Genomic DNA, 23,026 nt, shown 5'->3' on the forward strand with positions numbered 1-23,026 from the left:
CGCGGCAGGATCACTCCTGCGCGGCGTCCTCGCTGCTGGCCGCAGCCGGGGCGCCGTCGGTCGTGGCCGGGGCGGCAGCCGCCACCTCGTCCTCGTCCTCTTCGATGGAGGCATCCATGCGCTCCACCGCCTGCAGCTTCTCGTCCTTGGACAGGCGGATCAGGGTGACGCCCTGGGTGTTGCGGCCGACGCGGCTGATTTCCGAGCCACGCGTACGCACCAGGGTGCCGCCATCGGAGATCAGCAGGACTTCGTCGCTGGAGCCCATCAGCACCGCGGCGACCAGCTTGCCGTTGCGCTCGGTGGTCTGGATGCCGATCACGCCCTGCGTACCACGGCCCTTGCGCGGGTAGTCCGGCAGCGGGGTGCGCTTGCCATAGCCGTTCTCGGTGGCGGTGAGGATGTACTGCACGCTGGCGTCGTCAGCGCCGTCGATCACCGCATCGCCATTGGCGGCGGCTTCTTCGACACCGTTGTCGTCCTCGTTCTCGTCCTCGATGCCACCGGCACTTTCGGCCACGATCAGGCTGACCACTTCCTCGCCGGCCGGCATCTTGATGCCACGCACGCCGGTCGCGGTACGGCCCATCGAGCGGACCTTGTCCTCGCCGAAGCGCACGGTCTTGCCGTTGGAGGCGAACAGCAGGATGTCGCGCTCGCCGTCGGTCAGGCCGACGCCAACCAGCGCGTCGCCCTCGTCGAGGTTGATCGCGATCTTGCCGCGGGCCAGACGGAAGGCGAACTCGCCCAGCGGGGTCTTCTTGACCGTACCGTTCTTCGTGGCGAAAAACACGAACTGGCCATCGGCGTACTCGCGCACCGGCAGCACGGCCTGCACGCGTTCGCCCGGTTCCAGCGGAATCCAGTTGATGATCGGACGGCCACGAGCGTTGGAACCGGCTTCGGGCAGCTGGTAGACCGGCAGCCAGAACACCTTGCCCGAACTGGTGAAGGTCAGCAGCGTGTCATGCGTGTTGACCAGCCACAGCTGTTCGATGAAATCCTCTTCCTTGGTCGCCGCCGCACTACGGCCACGGCCGCCACGGCGCTGCGCGCGGTACACGCTCACCGGCTGGCGCTTCACGTAACCGGCGTGCGACACGGTGACCACCACGTCTTCCGGCGCGATCAGGTCGAGGATGTCCAGGTCTTCTTCGCTGTGGCGGATCTCGGTACGACGCTCGTCGCCGAACTCGGCCTTGACGCTGACCAGCTCTTCGCGGATCACCTGCAGCAGGCGGTCGGGGTCTTCCAGGATGTGGATCAGCCCGGCGATCACTTCCAGCAGCTGCTTGTACTCGTCGGTCAGGCGGTCCTGCTCCAGCCCGGTCAGGCGGTGCAGGCGCATTTCCAGGATCTGGGTGGCCTGGATCTCGGTCAGCTGGTAGCCGCCCTCGATCAGGCCCACGCCCTTGGGCAGGTCTTCCGGACGCGAGGCTTCGGCACCGGCGGCGCCCAGCATCGCACCGACCAGGCCCGGCTCCCACACGCGCGCCAGCATGCGCTCGCGTGCTTCGTTCGGGTTCGGCGAGGTCTTGATCAGTTCGATCATCTCGTCGATGTTGGCCAGCGCGACGGTCAGGCCTTCCAGCACGTGGGCACGGGCACGCGCCTTGCGCAGCTCGAACACGGTGCGGCGGGTGACCACTTCGCGACGGTGGCGGACGAACGCCTCCAGCATCTGCTTGAGGTTCATCAACTGCGGGCGGCCATCGACCAGCGCCACCATGTTGATGCCGAACACCGATTCCATCTGCGTCTGCTGGTACAGGTTGTTCAGCACAACCTCGGCAGATTCACCGCGCTTGATCTCGATGTAGATGCGCATGCCGTCCTTGTCGGACTCATCGCGCAGCTCGCTGATGCCTTCGATCTTCTTTTCCTTGACCAGCTCGGCGATCTTCTCGATCAGACGCGCCTTGTTCACCTGGTAAGGAATCTCGGTGACGATGATCGATTCGCGGCCGTTGTCGGCCACTTCGATATCGGCCTTGGCACGGATGCGCACGCGGCCACGGCCGGTGCGGTAGCCGGCGACGATGCCGGCGGTGCCATTGATGATGCCGGCGGTCGGGAAATCCGGACCCGGGATGTATTCCATCAGGCCGTCGACGTCAATTTCCGGGTTGTCGATCAGCGCGATGCAGGCGTTGATCGATTCGCTCAGATTGTGCGGCGGGATGTTGGTCGCCATGCCCACCGCGATACCGGCCGAACCATTGACCAGCAGGTTCGGGAACCGGGTCGGCATGACCGTCGGCTCCAGTTCCTTTTCGTCGTAGTTGGGCTGGAAATCGACGGTTTCCTTGTCGATGTCGGCCATCAGCTCATGCGCGAGGCGCGACATGCGCGCTTCGGTGTATCGCATCGCTGCGGCGGAGTCGCCGTCGATGGAGCCGAAGTTACCCTGGCCATCGACCAGCATGTAGCGCAGCGAGAACGGCTGTGCCAGGCGCACCAGCGTGTCGTACACCGACTGATCGCCATGCGGGTGGTACTTACCGATGACGTCACCGACGATACGCGCCGACTTGAAGTAGGGCTTGTTGCTGTGCGCGTTCAGTTCATTCATCGCGAACAGCACGCGGCGATGCACCGGCTTGAGGCCGTCGCGCGCATCCGGGAGCGCGCGGCCCACGATCACGCTCATGGCGTAATCGAGGTAGCTCTTGCGCATCTCGTCTTCCAGGTTGACCTGGATGATTTCCTTGGCGGTTTCTGCCATTCGGGTTCCGTTGTCTGGTAGCGGTCCAGTCCGGCGCAGCCCTCTGCGGGAGGGGGTCGTGCCGGAACCTCGATTCAACCTGTGGATACTACCACAACAGGCCGTTTTCCGCCTCCCTTTACGGGGATTTTACCGGCACAAATCAGGAACTTAGGGCCCCATACCGCCCCTGTAGAGCCGAGCCCATGCTCGGCTGCGGCGGATTCGCTGGCTGAGCCGAGCGTGGGCTCGGCTCTACAGACATCCGCGACCCTGCCCGCCTCAGCCGCCGAAGGCGGCGCGCATGTTGTCGGCGGTCGGGTTCAGGATCACGCCGCGCTCGGTCACGATGGCATCGATCAGCTCGCCCGGAGTGACGTCGAACACCGGGTTCCAGGCGGCGATGCCCTCGGCCACGGTGCGGGTACCGCCCACGCCGTACAGCTCGCCCGGATCGCGCTGCTCGATCTCGATCTGGCTGCCGTCCACAGTTTCCATGTCCACCGTCGAGGACGGCGCCACGACCATGAACTTCACGCCGTGGTGGCGCGCGGCAATGGCCAGCTGGTAGGTACCGATCTTGTTGGCGGTATCGCCATTGGCGCAGATGCGGTCCGCACCCACGATCACCCACTGCACAGCACCGGTCTTCATCAGGTGCGAGGCGGCCGAATCGGCAATCAGGGTGGCGTCGATGCCATCCTGCTGCAGCTCCCACACCGTCAGGCGCGCGCCCTGCAGCCACGGCCGGGTCTCGCCGGCGAACACGCGGGCAATGCGGTGCTGGGCCATGCCGGCACGGATCACGCCCAACGCGGTACCGAAGCCGGCGGTGGCCAGCGAGCCGGTGTTGCAATGGGTCAGCACGCCGCTACCGGCCTCGATCAGGCCGGCGCCCAGCGCACCCATGTGGCGGTTGGCGGCCAGGTCTTCCTCGGCGATGGCCTGCGCCTCCGCTGCCAGCAGAGCCTTCCAGTCGGCACCGGCGGCATTCAGGCAGCGGCGCATGCGCGCCAGCGCCCAGGCCAGGTTGACAGCGGTCGGGCGCGACGCGTTCAAGCGCTGCAGCGCCGGCTCCAGCTGCTGCAGCGCATGCGCGCCATCAGCGGCCTGCACGTCACGTGCGGCCAGCACCACGCCCCAGGCCGCGGCAATGCCGATGGCCGGCGCGCCACGCACGGTCAGCGCGTGGATGGCGGCGGCAACCTCGTCACTGTCATGGCAGACCACGTGCTCGACCACGAACGGCAGCTTGCGCTGGTCCAGCAGTTGCAGGGCATCGCCGGTCCAGAGGATCGGGCGGATGTGGTCATAACGGGCGTAGTCGATGTCGGAGGCAGTGTTCATGGGCCCATTGTAGGGCCACGCCCCGCGCGGTTGGAGCCTGCCCCGGCTCAATTCACCGAGAATTCGGCGCGGCAGCCGCCGTCCACCCAGATCCCGTTGCGGTTCCAGCCCCAGGTGTTACCTTCCTCGCACGGGGTGCTGGACAACTGTTCGGTGACGACGGCGCCGACCGAAATGCTCGCGCCACAGAAGCGGCGCTTCTTCGACTTCGACTCGCAGGTCAGGCGGCGCGGCACGTCGACAAAACGGCCGTCCTCGTCCGCCACTTCGAAATCGCCCTGGCAACCACGGCTGGTCCAGACTTCATTGCGCTTGTAGCCCCAGCCCTGCCCTTCGCGGCACGGCAGCACCGAGAGCTGGCGCAGCAGGCGCACCGGCGCCCCGTCCAGGCGCACCGGGCAACTCTGCGGGCGGCCATTGGATTCGCAGCGCACCACACGGCGGACCAGGCGCTTGCCTTCCGTTGCCGCAGGCGCTGCACCTTGCGCTCGACGCGCACGGAACTCGGCCCGGCAGCCCAGGGTGACCCACACGCCACTGCGGTCGGTGCCCCACTCGCTGCCACGGATGCAGCTGTTGCTGGACAGCTGGCGCACAAGGTCGATGCCATTGCTGACGTCGATATCGCAATGCACCCAGCCCATGTCGCGCGATTCGCAGGTCACCACTTCGCCGTCATAGCCCGCCTGCTGGGCCGACGCCGATGACGGCAGCCAGGCACCCCAGAGCGCGATGGAGTACACCGGTGCAGCGACAACCGCAAACCACTTGACCAAAGCCTTCCCCAGCAGGAATGGATGAACTGCGTGCCAGTGTCCGGCATCTGCCGTGATAAGAGCATCATCCCGCTTACCGAAGCAAGCGCAGAAACGCGGAATTCCGTTCAGTCTTCGATGTTCAGGAACGTGCGCACCGCGCTCACGCGTGGGCGAAGTCGTAGGCCAGCACATCGGCGATACGCGGCGTGCGGTTCATCGCCATCAGCAACCGATCAACACCCACCGCCACGCCGGCGCAGGCAGGCATCGAGGGCAATGCGGCCAGCAATGCTTCGTCCAGTGCCGGCTGCACCTGGCCGCGCTCATGGCGGCGCTGCAGGTCGCGCTGGAAACGCGCACGCTGCTCGTGGGCGTCGTTCAGTTCGTGATAGCCGTTGGCCAGTTCCACTGCCCCCAGGTACAGCTCGAAACGCTCCGCCAGCGGCGGCGTGCCTGCACGGATGCGTGCCAGTGCGGCCTGGCTGGCGGGCCAGTCATGGACCACGGTCATCACTGTGTCATCGAAGTGCGGCTGGATGCGATGGGTCATCAACAGGTCCAGCCAGTCATCGCGGGTCAGCCCGACCGGGTCGATGTGCACCTCGCCCAGCGCGGCACGCAGCGCGGCCTCATCAGCATCGAACGGATCCACGCCCACATGCTGCTGGAACAGCTCGCGGTAGCTGAGCACACGCAGCGTCGCACTGCGCCCGACCAGAGCCAGCGCCTGGCCAACCAGCTCGGCGGTTTCCTGCACCAGGCGATGGTGGTCCCAACCGACCCGGTACCACTCCAGCATGGTGAACTCCGGATTGTGGCGGCCGCCCGCCTCGCCATTGCGGAACACCCGGCCCAGTTCGTAACAGTCACCCACGCCCGCCGCCAGCAGGCGCTTGAGCGGATACTCCGGCGAGGTGCGCAGCCAGCGGCGGCGTCCGCCGGCATCGACATGGCCGGTGAAATCGGTATGGAAGCTGTCGATATTCGGCTCGGTGTTGCCGGCCACCGACAGGATCGGCGTCTCCACCTCCAGCACGTCGCGCTCGGCGAAGAAGCGGCGCACCAGCGCATTGAGCGCGGCGCGCTGCTGCAGCATGCGCAGCAGGGCCTCGCTCACAGGATGCCCTCCGGGCGCGGGTGGTCCAGCGGCAGAGTCAGCAGATCGCGGGTGTCATCGATGTAGCCGCTGGCCAGGTACAGGCGCCGGGCCAGTTCGTTGTGGTGGTTCACTTCCAGGCGCAGGCGACTGACGCCACGACCCCGTGCGCGCTGTTCGCAGATGGCCAGCGCCTGCTTGCCGCGGCCACGACCGCGCGCGCGATGGCTCAGGTACAGCTCGTCCAGCAGCATGAAGTGGCCGCCCTGCTCCAGGCTGAAGCCCATCGCGATCACTGCGTAGCCGACCACCTCGCCCGCCTCGTCCAGCCACAGCAGTACTTCGCCATTGCGCGGGTCAGCCAGCAGCGCATCCACACCGCGACGCACGCGCGCGTCATCGAAGTCGATCCTGTCTTCGGCGTAGAACTCGCGCATCAACGCGATCAGCAGCTCTTCGTCAGCTCGGGTAGCCAGGCGGAAATCCAGCGGGGCGGTCTGCATCGGTGTTCCTTTGTGTTTCATGCCGGGCGCAGGGGCACCCGGCGGGGTCATCATTCGTGTTCGGCAAGATAGGCCAGCAGGCGGTCTTCGTCCCACACCGGCACGCCCAGCGACTGTGCCTTGTCCAGCTTGGAGCCTGCCTCTGTACCGGCCACCACAAAGCTGGTCTTCTTCGAGACGCTGCCGGAGACCTTGGCGCCCAGCGCCTCCAGGCGCTCCTTGGCGGCATCGCGGGTGAGCTGCGCCAGGGTGCCGGTGAGCACCACGGTCTGCCCGTCCAGCGGGCCCGCAACGATCTCGGCCAGCGCCGGCGCCTTGGCCAGGATCTGCTGCATCGCCTTCTCGGCGGCCAACAGCATCGCGCCATGGCCTTCGGCGTCCAGCCACTCCGCTAGACCGCGCGCAGTGTCGTCCGGTAGGCCGGCGTTGACGAACTGGCCATGCTCGGCGTCGAGCACCGCCTGCGCGCCAGGCAGCGCAGCCACCAGCTTTTCCGCGCGCAGGCGGGTAATGCCGGGGATCTCCGACTCGACCAACAGCTGCGCCAGATCCAGGCCCTCGCGCAGCTTGGCACTGGGCGCGTGCACATCGCTGATGCGCACCTGGCCAACCTGCAACAGGTCATCGATGGCCTGCTGGTTGCCCTGCTGCTCGAAGAAATGGCCGAGCGAGCGCGCCACTTCGCCACCGATGTCCGGCACACGCTTGAACAACGGCCACGGCAGATGGCGGATCAGCTCCAGGTCACCGAACCACTGCGCCAGCGCCTTGGCCGTGCTTTCGCCCACATGCTCGATGCCGAGCGCAAACAGCAGGCGCTCCAGCGTGGCAGCACGACTGGCGTCGATCGCCGCGATCAGGTTGTCGGCCCACTTGGTGGCGATCTTCTTCGGGTTCCATTCGAAGCTGGCCGGCTGCACCAGCGCCCGCGCACGCCAGCCCGGATCGTTGCCGTCCAGCTTCAGCACTGCATTGAGCACCGCACCACTGCCCTCGGCGGGCAGGTGCAGCTTCAGCGCAGCGGCCAGTGCTGACGGATCCTCGGCGTCCAGTACCAGTTTCAGGTGCAGCAGCTGGTCACGGCTGAGGCGGTACAGGTCGGCCACGCTCTTGACGATGCCGGCGTCGACCAGGGTTTCGATGTACTTGTCACCCAGGCCATCGATGTCCATCGCGCGGCGCGAGGCGAAATGGGCGATGGCTTCCTTGCGCTGCGCCGGGCAGGACAGTTCGCCCGAACAACGCCACGCCGCTGCCCCCTCCTCACGCACGATCTCCGAGCCACAGACCGGGCAGCGCGTCGGCATCTGCCACGGCGCGGTGCCCTGCGGGCGGCGGTCGAGGATGACGCTGACCACTTCGGGAATGACATCGCCAGCACGGCGCACGATCACGCTGTCGCCGACGCGCACATCCAGGCGTGCGATCTGGTCGGCGTTGTGCAGCGTGGCGTTGGACACGATCACGCCGGCCACCGCCACCGGCGCCAGGCGCGCGACCGGCGTGGCCGCACCAGTGCGGCCGATCTGGATCTCGATGGCCTCCACGGTAGTGCTCTGTTCCTGCGCCGGGAACTTGTGCGCGATGGCCCAGCGCGGCGCGCGCGAAACGAAGCCCATCGCCTGCTGACCCGCACGGTCATCGAGCTTGTAGACCACGCCATCGATATCGAACGGCAGGCCATCGCGGCGCTCACCGATGTCGCGGTAGTAGCCGAGCAGGCCGTCGGTGCCGTCCACCACCTTGCACAGCTCACTGACCGGGAAGCCCCAGGTACCGAGCTGGGCCAGGGTGCCCGAATGGGTGTCCGGCAGTTCGCCGCCCTGCACTTCGCCGGTGCCGTAGGCGAAGAAACTCAGCCTGCGCTGCGCACTGATCTTCGGATCGAGCTGGCGCAGCGAGCCGGCCGCGGCGTTGCGCGGATTGGCCAGCACCTTGCCACCGTGCTGGCGTGCACGTTCGTTGTAGGCCTCGAAATCGGCGCGCGCCATGTAGACCTCGCCGCGTACCTCCAGCACATCCGGCCAGTCCTTGCCGTGCAGGCGCTTGGGAATGTCACCGATCTCGCGCAGGTTGGCGGTCACGTCCTCGCCGGTACTGCCATCGCCACGGGTCGCGCCGAGCACGAAATGACCCTCTTCGTAGCGCAGGCTGATCGCCAGGCCGTCCATCTTCGGCTCGGCCGAGAACCGCAGGCTGCGACGACCCAGGCGCTCATCGATGCGGCGCACGAAATCGGCCACTTCTTCATCGCTGAAGGCATTGGACAGCGACAACATCGGTACCGCGTGGCGCACCTCCGGGAAACGGCCGGAGGGCCGCGCACCGACCTGCTGGGTCGGGCTGTCGGCACGGGCCAGTTCCGGGTGCTCGCGCTCCAGCGCTTCCAGCTCGCGCACCATCCGGTCGTAGTCGACGTCAGGGATCTCCGGCGCGTCCAGCTCGTGGTAGGCGCGGTTGGCCTGGGCGATCTGCCGGCGGAGGTCTTCGGCGCGTTCGGCTGGGCTGGGGCTCATCGGGATCCGGTGGTTCTGGGATGGCCGGGAATTCTACCGCGCCCGGCCGTCAGGCCCGGTAACGGCCCCGCTTTTGTAGCGTCGAGCCATGCTCGACTGCTCCCCCCTCCGCTCTGGCAGGTGCCAACCTTGGTTGGCACGTCTGTAGTCGAGCACGGCTCGACGCTGCAAATGCAGCTTGCCGCCCACCCTCACCGGCGCTAGCGTGCGACGGTCTGCCCTTCGGAATCCTGCCCGTGCCCCTGCCCGCTTCCCGTCGACGCTTCCTGCAACTGGCCGGTGCTGGCCTCGCCGTCGCCGGCAGCGGGCTGCCGCAGCTCGGCCATGCCCAACCCGCGACAGCCGCCGCCGCCGCCCTCGCCCCCGCCGAAGGTGCGGTGCTGCTGAATTTCAACGAATGCCCCTACGGCCCCTCGCCCGCAGCCCAGCAGGCGGCACGCGACAGCATCGCCGGTTGCGGCCGCTACCGTTTCGCACTGGCCGGACAGGTGCGCGACGCCTTCATCGAACAGGCACGCATCCCGGCTGATCACGCGCGGTTGTATCCGGGTTCCAGCGAACCGCTGAACCGTGCCGCCGTGCTATGGACCGGCCCGCTGGCGGGACTGGTAGTCGCCGACCCGACCTTCGAGACGCTGGGCGAGGTCGCCGCCGCACACGGTGCGCACGTGCAGAAAGTGCCGCTGCGCGACGACGGCGCACATGACCTGCGTGCAATGGTTGCCGCCGCGCATGCACGCCCGACCGGACTGCTGTATGTGTGCAACCCGAACAACCCGACCGGCTCGATCAGCCCACCGGATGAGCTTGCCTGGCTGCTGGCCCACAAGCCCGCCTCCACCCGCGTGCTGCTGGACGAGGCCTACCTGCAGTACAGCGAGCAGCCGAGCCTGATCGCGCAGGTGGCGCAGCGCGACGATCTGATCGTGTTGCGCACGTTCTCCAAGCTTTATGGCATGGCCGGCCTGCGACTGGGCGTGGCGGCCGCGCATCCCGACCGCCTGCGCGAACTGGCCAGCCTGGGCGACAATCCGCTGCCGGTGCCGGCTCTGGCCGCTGCACTGGCCAGCCTGCGCGATCCGCAGTTGATTCCTCAGCGCCGCCTGCAGAATGCCAAGGTGCGGCAGGCCACCATCGCGTGGCTGGGCAAGCGTGGTTTCAGCTGCGTGCGGTCGGAAGCGAACTGCTTCGTGGTCGACGTCCAGCGCGATGGCAGCGCGTTCGCCAAGGCAATGGCCGACAACGGCGTGGTGATCGGGCGAAGCTGGCCGATCTGGCCACAGCGCGTGCGCGTGACCGTCGGCACCGAAGAGGAGATGGCCGCGTTCCGCAATGCGTTCGCGAAGGTGGCCGGCGTACCGGCCTGACCCTGTTGGTGGGGGCGAACCCTGGTTCGCCCCATCCACGCATGGCGCGGATCTACTGTTGTGGGTGCCGACCGTTGGTCGGGGTGGGTGCCGACCGTTGGTCGGCACGCCATGGCGCTTACCAGCGCGGGGTCTTGGTCAACGGCGGAGCCTGGTGCTGACGGTCATAGGCGCGCAGCTCGTCACGGATGTGCGCGATGCGCTGGCGCCCCAGGGCGTTGCGGCTGTCATCCAGCACAACGCCATCCAGCAGCTCGGCCATGCGCTGCACGGTCGGCAGCATTTTCTCCCAGGCATCCAGCGCGGTCAGCGGCGCCGGCAGGGTCAGGAAGAAGGCGATGGCCGGGGTCTCCATGGCACGGATGTTGGCCATGTCGAAGCTGCCCGGCTTCATGATGCTGGCCATCGAGAAGATCGGGCCGCGCTCGGGGTGGCCTTCCACCAGGCGGTGGAACACGTTCATGTGGCCGAACACCAGGCCGGTCTTTTCGGCCGCCACCACGATGTCTTCGCCACGCAGCTGTTCGCCGGCCCGAGCGGCCACGAACAGCGAGACGATCTTGTCGAAGTCCTGGGTGGCGCGCTTGCCGAGGTCGCTGGCGCCCGGATCGGTTTCGCCCAGGCCGAGTTCGGCCTGCTCACCTTCCGTGCCCATGCCCGGTTCGACGCGGCCATCGGCCACGGTGACGCCGTCTTCGCCCAGCACCGGCTCGCGGCGCTCGCCGCTGTTCGGTTCCGCGCTTTCCACGCGGCGGCCCTGGGGCTTCTTCTTCGGACGGCCAAACAGGAAGATCGCGGCGATCAACAGCAGGCCGGCGGCCAGGATGCCGATGCGCAACAGTGCCGTGTCGGACATTCGATAGGTTCTCCGGCTAGTTCATTCAGGTAACTAGGATGGCACGTCAGGCCGCGCCCGCCAATCGCGCGGCTTCTTCCAGGTCCACGCTGACCAGGCGGCTGACGCCCGGCTCGCGCATGGTCACGCCCGACAGCTGGTGCGCGGCCTCCATCGTCGCCTTGTTGTGGCTGACGAACAGGAACTGCACCTTTTCGCTCATTTCCTTGACCATGTTGGCCAGGCGGCCGACGTTGGCTTCGTCCAGCGGCGCATCCACCTCGTCCAGCAGGCAGAACGGTGCTGGATTCAGCTGGAAGATGGCGAACACCAGCGCCACCGCAGTCATCGCCTTTTCGCCGCCGGACAGCAGCGAGATGCTGGACACGCGCTTGCCCGGCGGACGCGCCATGATGGTCACACCGGTGTCGAGCAGGTCTTCACCGGTCAGCTCCAGGTAGGCGTGGCCACCGCCGAACAGGCGCGGGTACAGCGCCTGCACGCCGGCGTTGACGCGGTCGAAGGTGTCCTTGAAGCGGCCACGGGTCTCGCGGTCGATCTTGCGGATCGCATCTTCCAGGGTTTCCAGCGCCGTGGTCAGGTCGGTGTGCTGCGAATCCAGGTAGTCCGAGCGCTGCGACGCCTCACCGTACTCGTGGATGGCGGCCAGATTGACCGGCTCCAGCCGGCGCATGCGGCCATCGATCTGGTGCACGGCCTGCTCCCAGTCGCCCAGGCGGGCATCCTCGGGCAGCGCATTGAGCACGTCCTGCAGTACGAAACCGGCCTTCTCCACCGCCCCCTGCAGGGTCTCCGCGCTGAGCACCAGCGCCTGCTGGTCCAGCTTGCGCTGCGAAATGCGTTCGCGCTGGGCCAGCGCCTGTTCGTCGCGCTGGTGGCGGGTCTGTTCGTAGTTGCGCAGTTCGGCATCGATGCCGTCCAGCAACGTGCGCGCCTCGGTCAGCACGCGATCGGCGCGCACGCGCTCTTCCAGTGCATTCTGATGTTCGGCCTGCAGCGCTTCGACCGGCGAATCACCTTCATCCAGCTGCGAATGCAGTTCGCCCAGGCGCGAATCCAACTGCCCGCGCTGGGTACCCATGCGCTCCAACGCCTGGCTCAGTGAGGCCAGCTGTGCCCGCTGCGATTCCAGGGTCAGGGCCAGCGAGTGCGACCGCTCGCGCACCGCACGTGCAGCGTCGCGGGCCAGGTCGCGGGCCTCGGTCAGCTGGCGGCGCTCGCCCTCCAGCCGCTGCCGGGTCGATTCCAGGTCGCCCATGCTGCTGACCGCGTTCTCCAACCGCGAGCGCGCCTCACGCGCCTGCTCGTTGTTGGCTTCCAGCGTGTCCTGCAGCTGCTTCAGCTCACCTTCGATGCGGTCGATGCGCGTGCGCGCGGCCTCCACCTTGCCCTGCTGGCCCTGCAGCTGGCCGGCCAGTTCAGAGACCGCGCGATGGGCCTGGTACAGCGCACGCTGCGCGTCTTCGCGCTGCTGTTCGGCGGCCTGCAACTGCTCACGGAAGCCTGCCAGCTGTTCCTCCAGCTCGGCCTCGCGGTCCTGCAGCTGCTCGATCTGCTCACGCAGTTCGTTGATCTCACGTTCGCGCAGCAGCGCGCCCTGCTGGGCCGCACCGGAACGCGATACGCGCAGCCAGCCCTGACCCAGGCGCTCGCCACTTTGGGTGATGATCGAATCGCCTTCCGGAAGGCTGGCCTGCAGCGCCTTGGCTTCGGCCAGATCCCTGGCACCGTGCAGGTGCGCCAGCAGGCGCCGGATCGCTGCCGGGCCACGCACGCGTGCAGCCAGCGAGGTCGGCGCGACCTTCAGGTCCGCGCCATCGTTGGCGACCAGTGCAATGTGGCCCTCGCCCAGTTCGCCCAGCGCGTCGACCAGGCTGGCCGGGTCATCGACCAGCACGCCTTCGATCAACTGGCCCAGCGCGCTTTCCACCGCGTTTTCCCAACCGGCATCGACATCCAGGCGTTCGCCGACACGTGCCGCCGAGTCCAGCCCACGCGCCTTCAGCCAGGCCACGGCAGCGCCCTGCTCCTGGCCCAGCGCGGCCTGCTGCAGGGTTTCCAGCGAGGCCAGGCGGCCACGCAGGCCGTTGACCTGCTTGCGCAGTTCGGCCAGTTCGTTCTGGCCATTCCGCTGCTGCTCCTGCACGGCCGCCACGCCCTGCTTGCGCAGCTCGACGTCTTCGCTCAATTCATCCAGCGCGGTCTTCTGCGTGTCGTGCTGCAGGTGCAGCTGCTCGAAGGCTTCTTCCAGCGCATCCACGTCCAGGCCGGCGCGTTCGGCGGCCAGGGCCTCGCGACGCCGGTCGGCGTCGAGGATCTGCTTGTCCAGGTAGTCCACGCGCGTGCGCTCGACATCGCCGGCGCGCGAGGCTTCCGAACTCTGCGAGGTGTGCTGTTCCCAGCGCTGCTGCCAGCTGGCCAGCCGCTCTTCAGCCTCACGCAGGCTTTCCTGCTTGATCTCGTTTTCTTCCTGCAGTGCTTCCAGCTGCGGAGTGGCGGCCTCCACCGCCTCGCGCAGCACCCTCAGTTTGGCCTCGTCGCCGCTGATGTGCTGGCCCAGTTCAGCCAGCGCCTGCTGGGTTTCATCGCGCGCCTTGTGCAGGCGCTGCGACAGCTCGCGCTGGTGCTGGATCTGCTGTTCCAGGCGCGCCAGCGTGCTGCCGACCTGGTAGACCGCCGCCTGCGCGGTGTTGAGCGCATCGGCGGCCTCTTCGCGCCGCGCGCGCGAGGTCTCGATGCGGGCCTCGGCATCACGCTGGTCGGCGATCAGCTGCTGCAGCCTCGTCTCTTCCTGCGACAGGCCTTCGCGCAGCTTCGACAGGCGCCCGTCGAGGCCGCGGAATTCCAGCGCCTTCCACTCGGCATCCTTGACCCGGCGCTCTTCCTGCAGGGCCTGGTACTGCTCGGCCTGCTTGGCCTGGCGCTTGAGGTGCTCCAGCTGCTTGCTGATCTCGTCGCGCAGGTCGCCCAGCCGGTCCAGGTTCTCGCGGGTGTGGCGGATGCGGGTCTCGGTTTCCTTGCGGCGCTCCTTGTATTTGGAGATGCCGGCCGCCTCTTCCAGGTAGACGCGCAGGTCTTCCGGGCGTGCCTCGATGATCTGGCTGATCATGCCCTGCTCGATGATCGAGTAGCTGCGCGGGCCCAGGCCGGTGCCGAGGAACAGATCGGTGATGTCGCGGCGGCGGCACTTGGTGCCGTTGAGGTAGTAATTGCTGGTGCCGTCGCGGCTGACCGTGCGCTTGACCGAGATTTCGTTGAACGAGGCGTACTCGCCCGAGATCGTGTGGTCGGAGTTGTCGAAGATCAGCTCGACCGTGGCCTGCGAGACCGGCTTGCGCGCGTTGGACCCGGAGAAGATCACGTCGGTCAGCGAGTCGCCACGCAGGCGGCTGGCCGAGCTCTCGCCCATGACCCAGCGCACGGCGTCGATGATGTTCGACTTGCCGCAACCATTGGGCCCCACCACGCCGGTCATGTTGGTCGGCAGGTGCAGGGTGGTCGGATCGACGAACGACTTGAAGCCGGACAGCTTGATCGTGGAAAGACGCATGGCGTGATTGGGTTCCAACAGGCGCCCAGAGGGCGTCCGTATTGTGGATGTCAGGTCAGCCAGCACCTCAAGCCATTGATTTCAAAAGAATTCAATGAAGCCAAGGGTGACACAATGGAATGAGTATAACGGCGCGAATGTTCCACGGGCGGGATGACCGGCTCGGAGCGCGCTTGAAATGGGTCCAGATGTCGCTTTGCGCCTGGGGCGACGGATTTCCAAGCCACCGATCAAATCGCAAGTCATTGATATTTATTGATTGTTGGACCGATTCACAGCCCTGCCCATCAGAAGCCGTGCAGGATGAGGGATGCATCGATCGCTTTTATTTACCCCCACCGACGGCGCGATGACCGCTCCCGTGCTCGGCGGGACCGCTTGGCTGGATGCCCATACCCCTTGGCCAACCAGCAGCCATGGACACGCACTGCTTCACCTGGCCAGTTTTCCAGCCGCATTCATTCGAAGCCACGTCGCCGGACTGTACATCGCGCCTGGGCTGAGCATTTCGGTCTTCACCCCTTACGTCACCTCGGGCGAGAATAGATTCGAAGAAGCCATGAGCCATGGTGGCCGCGTAATTGCTCACTGGCCCGGGCATGAACCGACAGTCTCCCCCTGCGTGCCAATTGGACCACGCCGCATCTGCGCCGGGACGGCGGTGGATGAGCGCGAAGCACTTCACGGAACTTCGCAAATTGGAGGACGGCCTTGCTGGCTGCAGGATGACGAATCCGAGGGCCAGGTGTTCATCCTTCAGTTCGATGAATTCGATCTTGATAGGGCAGCACCGACGCATCGAGGAATCCTGGTCGGCGGAATGGGCTATCTGTTGCTTGATCGCAACATTTCCTCATCTTCGATGGATTGCGGTCGATTCGTCATCCAGACGACCTGAGCAGTCAGTCGAGCATGGCTCGACTCCACATATCCGACGATCGCCCAAAACAAAACGGGCACCCTTGCGGGCGCCCGTTCTGCGGTGATGCCAGGCCTTGCGGCGTGGGATCAGGCTTCGGCGACGACGACAACCTTGACGGTGGTCTCGACGTCGGCGTGCAGGTGGATCAGCACGTCGTACTCGCCGATGTTGCGGAAGGCGCCTTCGCCCAGGATGACTTCGCTCTTGCTGACCGGCAGGCCGGCAGCGGTGAAGGCATCGGCGATTTCGCGGGCGCCGACCGAGCCGTACAGCTTGCCTTCGGTCGAAGCGTTGGCCGGGATGGTCACGCTCGCGCCGTCCAGCTTGGCCTTGCGGGCGTCAGCTTCGGCGTGGATGGCCTGGGCCTTGGCTTCGTACTCGGCGCGCTTGGCTTCGAACTCGGCCTTGTTGCTCTCGGTGGCCGGCACGGCCTTGCCCTGCGGCACGAGGAAGTTACGGCCGTAGCCCGGCTTCACGTCGACCAGGTCGCCCAGGTTGCCGAGGTTGGTGACTTTCTGCAGGAGGATCAGCTGCATGGTATTGCTCCAGATGAGTTATTCGTTAGCGAGGCGATGCCCCGCAACAAAGGCTGTCCGAATAGCTGGCACAGCGGGGGTGGCACCGGGCCGCCCCGCCGGGCATCAGACGTCGTGGTTGTCGGTGTACGGGATCAGGGCCAGGAAGCGAGCGCGCTTGACGGCGGTCGCCAGCTGGCGCTGGTACTTCGACTTGGTACCGGTGACGCGGCTCGGCACGATCTTGCCGTTCTCGGTCAGGTACTGGCGCAGGGTGTTGAGATCCTTGTAGTCGATCTCCTTCACACCTTCAGCCGTGAACTTGCAGAACTTGCGGCGACGGAAGAACTTGGACATGGGAAGGCTCCTTAGGCGGCAGAAGCGGCGTCGTCGCCGGCTTCGTTGTCAGCGGTGGTGGTGGACTCGCCTTCTTCGTCGTCACGACGACGGCGCTCACCGCGCTCCGGCTTGTCACCCTTCTCGTCCTTGCTCTTCATGATCAGCGACTGCTCGGTGTCAGCCTCGTCACGCTTGATGACCAGGTTGCGCAGCACGGCGTCGTTGAAGCGGAAGCTCTCGGTCAGTTCGTTCAGAACGGCCTGGTCGGCTTCGATGTTCATCAGCACGTAGTGGGCCTTCACCAGGTTCTGGATCGGGTACGCCAGCTGGCGGCGGCCCCAGTCTTCCAGACGGTGGATGGTGCCGTTGCCGTTCTCGACCAGCGACTTGTAGCGCTCGATCATGGCCGGGACCTGCTCGCTCTGGTCCGGGTGGACCATGAACACGACTTCGTAATGACGACTCATGTTTTTTCTACCTTTCGGATGTGGCCTTGCGGCCGGACAGCCCCCCGCCGTTGAGACCGCGGTGGGGCAAGGGTTCCCGCCGGGTAGGCAGGAAGCCGCGCATTATGGCGCAGATGGGGAGGATGGGCAACCGGGGGTACCCGACATGCTGAACCGGGGTGCCCTGCCCCGGTGCCGATCAAGGTCGGCACCCACCAGGCGGGTAGCGCCGGGCCATGCCCGGCGGCCGGCCGTCAGGCCTTGTCGGCGTCGGTGGTGAAGCTCTCGCCGCAGCCACACTCGGCGGTGGCATTGGGGTTGCTGAACGTGAACGTCTCGCTCAGGCCGTGCTTGCCGAAGTCGATCACGGTGCCGTCCACCAGCGCCAGGCTCTTGGCGTCGACGTAGATCTTCACGCCGTCCTGGTCGAACACGGTATCGCCCTCGCGCTCGTCGCGGGCCAGGTCGGTGATGTGACCCCAGCCGGAGCAACCGGTCTTGGTCACGCCGAAACGCAGGCCCAGCGCGCCGGGGGTCTGGGCGACGAAGCGCTGCACGCGCTCGAAGGCAATGGGGGTCAGGCTGACGGCCATGGGGCTACTCCAGAGGTACGGGGACATTATAAGGAGCCATTGCAGCGAAAAATGCCTCGCAAGCAGAACGCTGCAACCGGTAAACTCCCGTGTTCACAGATCGAGTCGATCAGCAGAGGATTCAAGTCATGACGGTGGTCAGCGTTGAACATGCGCTTGCCGGGAAGATCCCGGAAGGCGGCGAAGTCACGGTACGCGGATGGGTGCGCACGGTGCGCGGTTCAGCGAATCTGGCTTTCGTGAATGTGAGCGACGGCTCCTGCTTCGCCCCGATCCAGGTCGTGGCCGGCGACGGCCTGGCCAACTTCGACGAGATCAAGCGCCTGACCAGCGGCTGCTCGGTCATCGCCACCGGCACCCTGGTGAAGTCGCAGGGCAAGGGCCAGTCGTTCGAGATCCAGGCCAGCGCACTGGAAGTGGTCGGCTGGGTCGAAGACCCGCTCACCTACCCGATCCAGCCCAAGCCGATGTCGCCGGAGTTCCTGCGCGAAGTGGCACACCTGCGCCCGCGCACCAACCTGTTCGGCGCGGTCACCCGCATCCGCAACTGCCTGGCCCAGGCCGTGCACCGCTTCTTCCACGAGAACGGCTTCAACTGGATCAGCACCCCGATCATCACCACCTCCGACGCCGAAGGCGCCGGCCAGATGTTCCGCGTGTCCACCCTGGACATGGTGAATCTGCCGCGTGACGAGAAGGGCGCGATCGATTTCAGCCGCGACTTCTTCGGCAAGGAAACCTTCCTGACCGTGTCCGGCCAGCTGAACGTCGAGGCCTACTGCCTGGCGCTGAGCAAGGTCTACACCTTCGGCCCGACCTTCCGCGCCGAGAACAGCCACACCACCCGCCACCTGGCGGAATTCTGGATGATCGAGCCGGAAATCGCCTTCGCCGACCTGGCTGAAGACGCACGCCTGGCCGAAGAGTTCCTGAAGTACCTGTTCCGCGCGGTGCTGAACGAGCGCAGCGACGACCTGGCCTTCATCGCCGAGCGCGTGGACAAGAACGCAATCACCAAGCTGGAAGACTTCATCAACGCACCGTTCGAGCGCATCGACTACACCGATGCGGTCACCCTGCTGCAGAAGTCCGGCAGGAAGTTCGACTTCCCGGTCGAATGGGGCCTGGACCTGCAGACCGAGCACGAGCGCTGGCTGACCGAGGAACACGTCGGCCGCCCGGTGGTGGTGACCAACTATCCGGAGCACATCAAGGCCTTCTACATGCGCCTGAACGACGACGGCAAGACCGTCGCCGCGATGGACGTGCTGGCCCCGGGCATCGGCGAGATCATCGGCGGCAGCCAGCGCGAAGAGCGCCTGGACGTGCTGGATGCGCGCATGGCCCAGTTCGGCCTGGATCGCGAGCACTACAGCTGGTACCGCGATTTCCGCCGCTATGGTTCGGTGCCGCACGCCGGCTTCGGCCTGGGCTTCGAGCGCCTGGTGGTCTACGTCTGCGGGCTGTCCAACATCCGCGATGCGATCCCCTACCCGCGCGCCCCCGGCAGCGCGGACTTCTAAGCCCCACACGACCACGGAGGTACTGCCCCATGACCCTGTTCTTCGCCCTCTGTTTCGTCGGCGTTGCAGTGGCCGGGTTCAGTGCCTTCGTGATCTTCTGGCCGCTGACCCTGGTGCATGTGCGCGACCGCCATCCGGCGCTCGCCGAGCGCTTCGGCAGCGGCGCCTTCCTCAAACCCGATGCCCTGGCCTGGCTGCTGCGCCGCGACTATCGCAAGCAGCCGGACCGCTCGCTGTCCGGGCTGGCGACGCCGGCCTGGGTATCGCTGCTGACCCTGCTGGCCGGACTGGGCATGGCCGCCCTGCTCTGGCTGGCCTCGCTCTGGTAACACACCCATGAATGACATCACCGCCTCGCGCGACAGCTGGTGGCTGGCCAGCCTCGGCAACACCCTGATCTGGGCGCGCCTGCGCGTGCGCCCGGCCGGCACCGCCGAAGTGCTCGACAGCGATGGCAACACGCTGAGCTATGACAGCGAAGACACCGCCCGTTCGCAGCTGTTCGACGCCGAGTTCGTCGAGTACGACGGCCTGGACGAAGAAGACGCGCTGGTGCGCGGCTTCAGCCTGCACGAAGTGCAGCCGCCACAGGCCGACAGCGACGAGGGCCTGCGTGGCCGCATGATCCAGTCGCTGGGCGGGCGCGCCTGAACCCAGCATGTTCACCCCGCGCGCCTTCGCCGAGACCGACCTGCTCTGGCTGGACCGCCTGCTGGCGCGCGATCCATTCGTCACCGTGCTCACCCCCGGCAGCGATGGCCTGCCGGAGCTGACCCGGATGCCGGTACTGTACCGGCGTGACGGCGAACAGATCGAACTGCGCGGCCACTGGGCCCGCGCCAACCCGCAGTCGCGCCACAGCGGCGCGGCCAAGGTGCTGGTCGACGGCCCGCACGGCTATGTCTCGGCCAGCTGGTACCCGGACAAGGAACCTGCGGCGCGGGTGCCGACCTGGAACTACGCCGCCGCCGAACTGCGTGGCCAGCTGCAGACCTTCGACGACACTGATGCGCTGGCCGAACTGGTCGGTACGATCAGCGACCGTTTCGAAGCCAGTGTCGGCCAGGCCTGGCAGTTCGATGCCACGCGTGCCGAACACGGCCCGGAGCTGCGCGCCATCGTCGGCTTCCGTTTCCAGGTCGAGCAGGTGCAGCTCAAGCTCAAGCTGAGCCAGAACCATCCCGACGCCAACCAGCGCGCCGTGATCGCCGAACTGGAACAGCTCGGCACCCCCTCTTCCACCGAGTTGGCGCAGTGGATGCGCTGGCACCGCGAACAGGCCGCCCGCAGCGACTGAACGCCCCAGATTCCCGCGACGACGCAGCCGGATGGCTGCGGCGCGCCCCCACCCGACGCCAGGGACCCGTACATGAAAGACATCCACAAGCTGCTGCAGAACAACCGCGACTGGGCCGACCGCATCGAGAAGGAAGACCCCGAGTTCTTCCACCAGCTGGCCAAGCAGCAGCACCCGGAATACCTGTGGATCGGCTGCTCCGATTCGCGCGTGCCGGCCAACCAGATCATCGGCATGGCCCCGGGTGAAGTGTTCGTGCACCGCAACGTCGCCAACGTGGTCGCCCACACCGACCTGAACTGCCTGAGCGTGGTGCAGTACGCGGTGGACCAGCTGAAGGTGAAGCACATCCTGATCGTCGGCCACTACGGCTGCGGCGGTGTGCATGCCTGCCTGCACAACACCCGCGTCGGCCTGGCCGACAACTGGCTGCGCCATGTGGGCGACGTGATGCAGAAGCACACCGGCATCCTCGATGCGATCGAGACCGATGAGCTCAAGCACGCTCGCCTGTGCGAACTGAACGTGATCGAGCAGGTTGCCAACCTGTGCCGCTCGACCATCGTGCAGGACGCCTGGGCCCGCGGCCAGAAGCTGATGGTGCATGGCTGGGTCTACAGTCTGAAGGACGGACGCGTGCGCGAGATGGGCATCGACGTCGGTTCGCAGGAAGAGCTGCAGCCGGCGTATGAAAAGGCCCTGTCCTACATTCCGCGCAAGGGCAAGCGCGACTGATCCCTTACGGATGACCACCATGCTCGCTTCGCCGATCAACCTGCACGCCTGGATCGAAGAAAACCGCCACCTGCTGAAGCCACCGGTGGGCAACAAGATGATCGACAACGGCGACTTCATCGTGATGGTGGTGGGCGGGCCGAACTCGCGTACCGACTTCCACTACGACGAAGGCCCGGAGTGGTTCTACCAGCTCGAAGGCGAGATGGTGCTGAAGGTGCAGGAAGACGGCGCGGTGCGCGACATTCCGATCCGCGCCGGCGAGATCTTCCTGCTGCCGGCGAAGGTGCCGCACTCGCCGCGGCGTCCGCCCGGTGGCATCGGCCTGGTGGTCGAGCGCAAGCGCCTGCCGCATGAGATGGACGGTGTGATCTGGCATTGCGAACACTGCAACCACAAGCTGCACGAAGAGTACTTCCCGCTGCAGAACATCGAAACCGATCTGCCCAAGGTGTTCGCGCGTTACCACGCCAGCCTGGAACTGCGTACCTGCAGCCAGTGCGGGCACGTGGATCCGCTGCCGGTGCCTGCGGCGGGCTGAGCACCTGCCCCTGTAGAGCCGAGCCCATGCTCGGCTTCGTGGCCCGGCAGCCGAGCATGGGCTCGGCTCTACAGGTTCGGCGGCAGGCACGCCGCCAAGCGCTACACTGGCGGTCCCGTTGCAGCCTGTTGCCCGACCATGTCCGACCTGCTCAGCCGCACCCACGCCATCGCCCTGGACGCCGCCGATCCGCTGCGCCCGCTGCGCAATGAATTCCTGATTCCGCGCCATGGTGGCGGCGAGCAGACCTACTTCGTCGGCAACTCGCTGGGGCTGCAGCCGCGTGGCGCACAGGCGGCCGTGCAGGAAGTGATGAAGCAGTGGGGCGAGCTGGCCGTGGAAGGCCACTTCACCGGCCCGACGCAGTGGCTGTCCTACCACCGTCTGGTGAGCGCGCAGCTGGCCCGCGTGGTCGGAGCATTGCCCAGCGAAGTGGTGGCGATGAACACGCTGAGCGTGAACCTGCACCTGATGATGGTCAGTTTCTACCGGCCAACGGCCGAGCGCCCGGTGATCCTGATGGAGGCCGGTGCATTCCCGACCGACCGTCATGCGGTGGAAGCACAGATCCGCTTCCATGGTTTCGACCCGACCGAGTGCCTGGTGGAAGTGCAGCCGGACGAGGCCAACGGCACGATCTCGCTGGCCGCGATCGAGCACGCCATTGCCGAACACGGCCCGCGCCTGGCGCTGGTGCTGTGGCCCGGCGTGCAGTACCGCACCGGCCAGGCTTTCGACCTGGATGCGATCACCCGTGCCGCCCGCCTGCAGGGCGCACGCATCGGCTTCGACCTGGCGCACTCGGTCGGCAACCTGCCGCTGCGCCTGCATGACATCGCACCCGACTTCGCCGTGTGGTGCCACTACAAGTACCTCAACAGCGGCCCTGGCGCGGTTGCCGGCGCCTTCGTGCACGAGCGCCACCATCGTGACACCAGCCTTCCGCGTTTCGCCGGCTGGTGGGGCCATGAAGAGTCCACCCGCTTCCAGATGGCACCACAGTTCACCCCGGCCATCGGCGCCGAAGGCTGGCAGCTGAGCAACCCGCCGATCCTCGGCCTGGCACCGCTGCGTGCCTCGCTGGAGTTGTTCGAGCGTGCCGGCATGGAGGCGCTGCGCAGCAAATCGCTGGCACTCACCGGCATGCTCGAAGCACTCGTACGCGCGCGCCTGCCGCAGGTGCTGGACATCATCACCCCGGCCGACCCGCAGCGTCGCGGCTGCCAGTTGTCGCTGCGCGTGATCGGGGGCCGCGAACGTGGCCGCGCACTGTTCGAACACCTGCGCGGCATCGGCGTGCTCGGCGATTGGCGCGAACCCGACGTGATCCGTATTTCGCCCACCCCGCTCTACAACCGCTACCTGGACGTGCACCACTTCGTCGAGGAAGTGGAAGCCTGGGCCGGCCTCTAAGCCGG

Annotated in this window: 21 protein-coding genes; 9 read left to right on the plus strand and 12 right to left on the minus strand. The window is 66.6% G+C overall.

Going from position 1 to position 23,026, the window contains the following annotated elements:
* Window positions 1-10: 10 nt before the first annotated feature.
* The 6 genes from gyrA to ligA all read right to left on the minus strand — a co-directional run bounded on the left by gyrA (window position 11) and on the right by ligA (window position 8,930).
* On the minus strand, window positions 11-2,725 hold the full coding sequence (gene gyrA, locus G5A07_RS10835; RefSeq protein ID WP_010480491.1) for a DNA gyrase subunit A: 2,715 nt from the start codon (window positions 2,723-2,725) through the stop codon (window positions 11-13).
* A gap of 261 nt (window positions 2,726-2,986) precedes the next feature.
* Window positions 2,987-4,051, minus strand: coding sequence for an S-methyl-5-thioribose-1-phosphate isomerase (gene mtnA, locus G5A07_RS10840; RefSeq protein ID WP_159360355.1), 1,065 nt, complete (start codon window positions 4,049-4,051; stop codon window positions 2,987-2,989).
* A 47-nt stretch (window positions 4,052-4,098) separates the two neighbouring features.
* A complete protein-coding gene (locus G5A07_RS10845) occupies window positions 4,099-4,827 on the minus strand; it encodes a DUF3011 domain-containing protein (RefSeq protein ID WP_010480486.1) in 729 nt (242 codons plus the stop codon).
* Window positions 4,828-4,969: 142 nt separating this feature from the next.
* Window positions 4,970-5,926: an EF-P lysine aminoacylase EpmA gene (gene epmA / locus G5A07_RS10850; protein ID WP_099560735.1), complete on the minus strand. Its 957-nt coding sequence runs from the start codon at window positions 5,924-5,926 to the stop codon at window positions 4,970-4,972.
* Complete coding sequence (locus G5A07_RS10855; RefSeq protein WP_010480482.1) at window positions 5,923-6,408, minus strand: GNAT family N-acetyltransferase; 486 nt, start codon at window positions 6,406-6,408, stop codon at window positions 5,923-5,925. Before G5A07_RS10855 ends, epmA begins: the two co-directional genes overlap by 4 nt.
* A 50-nt stretch (window positions 6,409-6,458) precedes the next feature.
* A complete protein-coding gene (ligA, locus tag G5A07_RS10860) occupies window positions 6,459-8,930 on the minus strand; it encodes an NAD-dependent DNA ligase LigA (protein ID WP_191863319.1) in 2,472 nt (823 codons plus the stop codon).
* A 230-nt stretch (window positions 8,931-9,160) separates the two neighbouring features.
* Here ligA and G5A07_RS10865 point away from each other — a divergent pair, with 230 nt between their 5' ends.
* Entirely contained in the window at window positions 9,161-10,291 is a 1,131-nt protein-coding gene (locus G5A07_RS10865; protein ID WP_164191390.1) for a pyridoxal phosphate-dependent aminotransferase, read from the plus strand.
* 118 nt (window positions 10,292-10,409) lie between these two features.
* Here the strand turns inward: G5A07_RS10865 and zipA are convergent, their stop codons facing one another.
* Both zipA and smc read right to left on the minus strand, forming a co-directional pair.
* Window positions 10,410-11,147 carry a cell division protein ZipA gene (zipA, locus tag G5A07_RS10870; RefSeq protein ID WP_010480476.1) on the minus strand — a complete coding sequence of 246 codons (738 nt, stop codon included), beginning with the start codon at window positions 11,145-11,147 and terminating at the stop codon, window positions 10,410-10,412.
* 46 nt (window positions 11,148-11,193) lie between these two features.
* On the minus strand, window positions 11,194-14,697 hold the full coding sequence (smc, locus tag G5A07_RS10875) for a chromosome segregation protein SMC (protein ID WP_191863311.1): 3,504 nt from the start codon (window positions 14,695-14,697) through the stop codon (window positions 11,194-11,196).
* 310 nt (window positions 14,698-15,007) lie between these two features.
* Here smc and G5A07_RS10880 point away from each other — a divergent pair, with 310 nt between their 5' ends.
* Window positions 15,008-15,595: a DUF1963 domain-containing protein gene (locus G5A07_RS10880; protein WP_191863312.1), complete on the plus strand. Its 588-nt coding sequence runs from the start codon at window positions 15,008-15,010 to the stop codon at window positions 15,593-15,595.
* A gap of 110 nt (window positions 15,596-15,705) precedes the next feature.
* Here G5A07_RS10880 and rplI read toward each other — a convergent pair whose 3' ends face one another.
* The 4 genes from rplI to G5A07_RS10900 form a co-directional block, all read right to left on the minus strand.
* The gene (gene rplI / locus G5A07_RS10885) at window positions 15,706-16,155 is read right to left on the minus strand and encodes a 50S ribosomal protein L9 (RefSeq protein ID WP_043398478.1); all 450 of its coding nucleotides are present in this window, start codon (window positions 16,153-16,155) and stop codon (window positions 15,706-15,708) included.
* A 105-nt stretch (window positions 16,156-16,260) separates the two neighbouring features.
* A complete protein-coding gene (gene rpsR, locus G5A07_RS10890) occupies window positions 16,261-16,491 on the minus strand; it encodes a 30S ribosomal protein S18 (protein ID WP_002804494.1) in 231 nt (76 codons plus the stop codon).
* Window positions 16,492-16,502: 11 nt separating this feature from the next.
* A complete protein-coding gene (rpsF, locus tag G5A07_RS10895) occupies window positions 16,503-16,940 on the minus strand; it encodes a 30S ribosomal protein S6 (RefSeq protein WP_191863313.1) in 438 nt (145 codons plus the stop codon).
* 233 nt (window positions 16,941-17,173) lie between these two features.
* Window positions 17,174-17,512: an iron-sulfur cluster assembly accessory protein gene (locus tag G5A07_RS10900; protein WP_006376495.1), complete on the minus strand. Its 339-nt coding sequence runs from the start codon at window positions 17,510-17,512 to the stop codon at window positions 17,174-17,176.
* 128 nt (window positions 17,513-17,640) lie between these two features.
* Between G5A07_RS10900 and asnS the strand changes: the two genes are divergently transcribed.
* The 7 genes from asnS (at window position 17,641) to kynU (ending at window position 23,021) form a co-directional block, all read left to right on the plus strand.
* Window positions 17,641-19,035: an asparagine--tRNA ligase gene (gene asnS, locus G5A07_RS10905; RefSeq protein ID WP_049482475.1), complete on the plus strand. Its 1,395-nt coding sequence runs from the start codon at window positions 17,641-17,643 to the stop codon at window positions 19,033-19,035.
* 29 nt (window positions 19,036-19,064) lie between these two features.
* Window positions 19,065-19,364 (plus strand): hypothetical protein, encoded by a 300-nt coding sequence (locus G5A07_RS10910; protein ID WP_043398470.1) that lies wholly within the window; start codon window positions 19,065-19,067, stop codon window positions 19,362-19,364.
* A 7-nt stretch (window positions 19,365-19,371) separates the two neighbouring features.
* Window positions 19,372-19,686 (plus strand): hypothetical protein, encoded by a 315-nt coding sequence (locus tag G5A07_RS10915; RefSeq protein ID WP_006453002.1) that lies wholly within the window; start codon window positions 19,372-19,374, stop codon window positions 19,684-19,686.
* A 7-nt stretch (window positions 19,687-19,693) separates the two neighbouring features.
* On the plus strand, window positions 19,694-20,332 hold the full coding sequence (locus tag G5A07_RS10920; protein ID WP_043398467.1) for an FMN-binding negative transcriptional regulator: 639 nt from the start codon (window positions 19,694-19,696) through the stop codon (window positions 20,330-20,332).
* Window positions 20,333-20,404: 72 nt separating this feature from the next.
* A complete protein-coding gene (gene can / locus G5A07_RS10925; protein WP_010480460.1) occupies window positions 20,405-21,067 on the plus strand; it encodes a carbonate dehydratase in 663 nt (220 codons plus the stop codon).
* Window positions 21,068-21,086: 19 nt separating this feature from the next.
* Window positions 21,087-21,608 (plus strand): 3-hydroxyanthranilate 3,4-dioxygenase, encoded by a 522-nt coding sequence (locus G5A07_RS10930; protein ID WP_029379697.1) that lies wholly within the window; start codon window positions 21,087-21,089, stop codon window positions 21,606-21,608.
* Between the two features lie 138 nt (window positions 21,609-21,746).
* Entirely contained in the window at window positions 21,747-23,021 is a 1,275-nt protein-coding gene (kynU, locus tag G5A07_RS10935; protein WP_010480455.1) for a kynureninase, read from the plus strand.
* Window positions 23,022-23,026 lie beyond the last annotated feature (5 nt).

Origin of the sequence: Stenotrophomonas sp. AS012628, assembly GCF_010608305.1 — a bacterium.
Classification (GTDB): Bacteria; Pseudomonadota; Gammaproteobacteria; order Xanthomonadales; family Xanthomonadaceae; genus Stenotrophomonas; species Stenotrophomonas geniculata.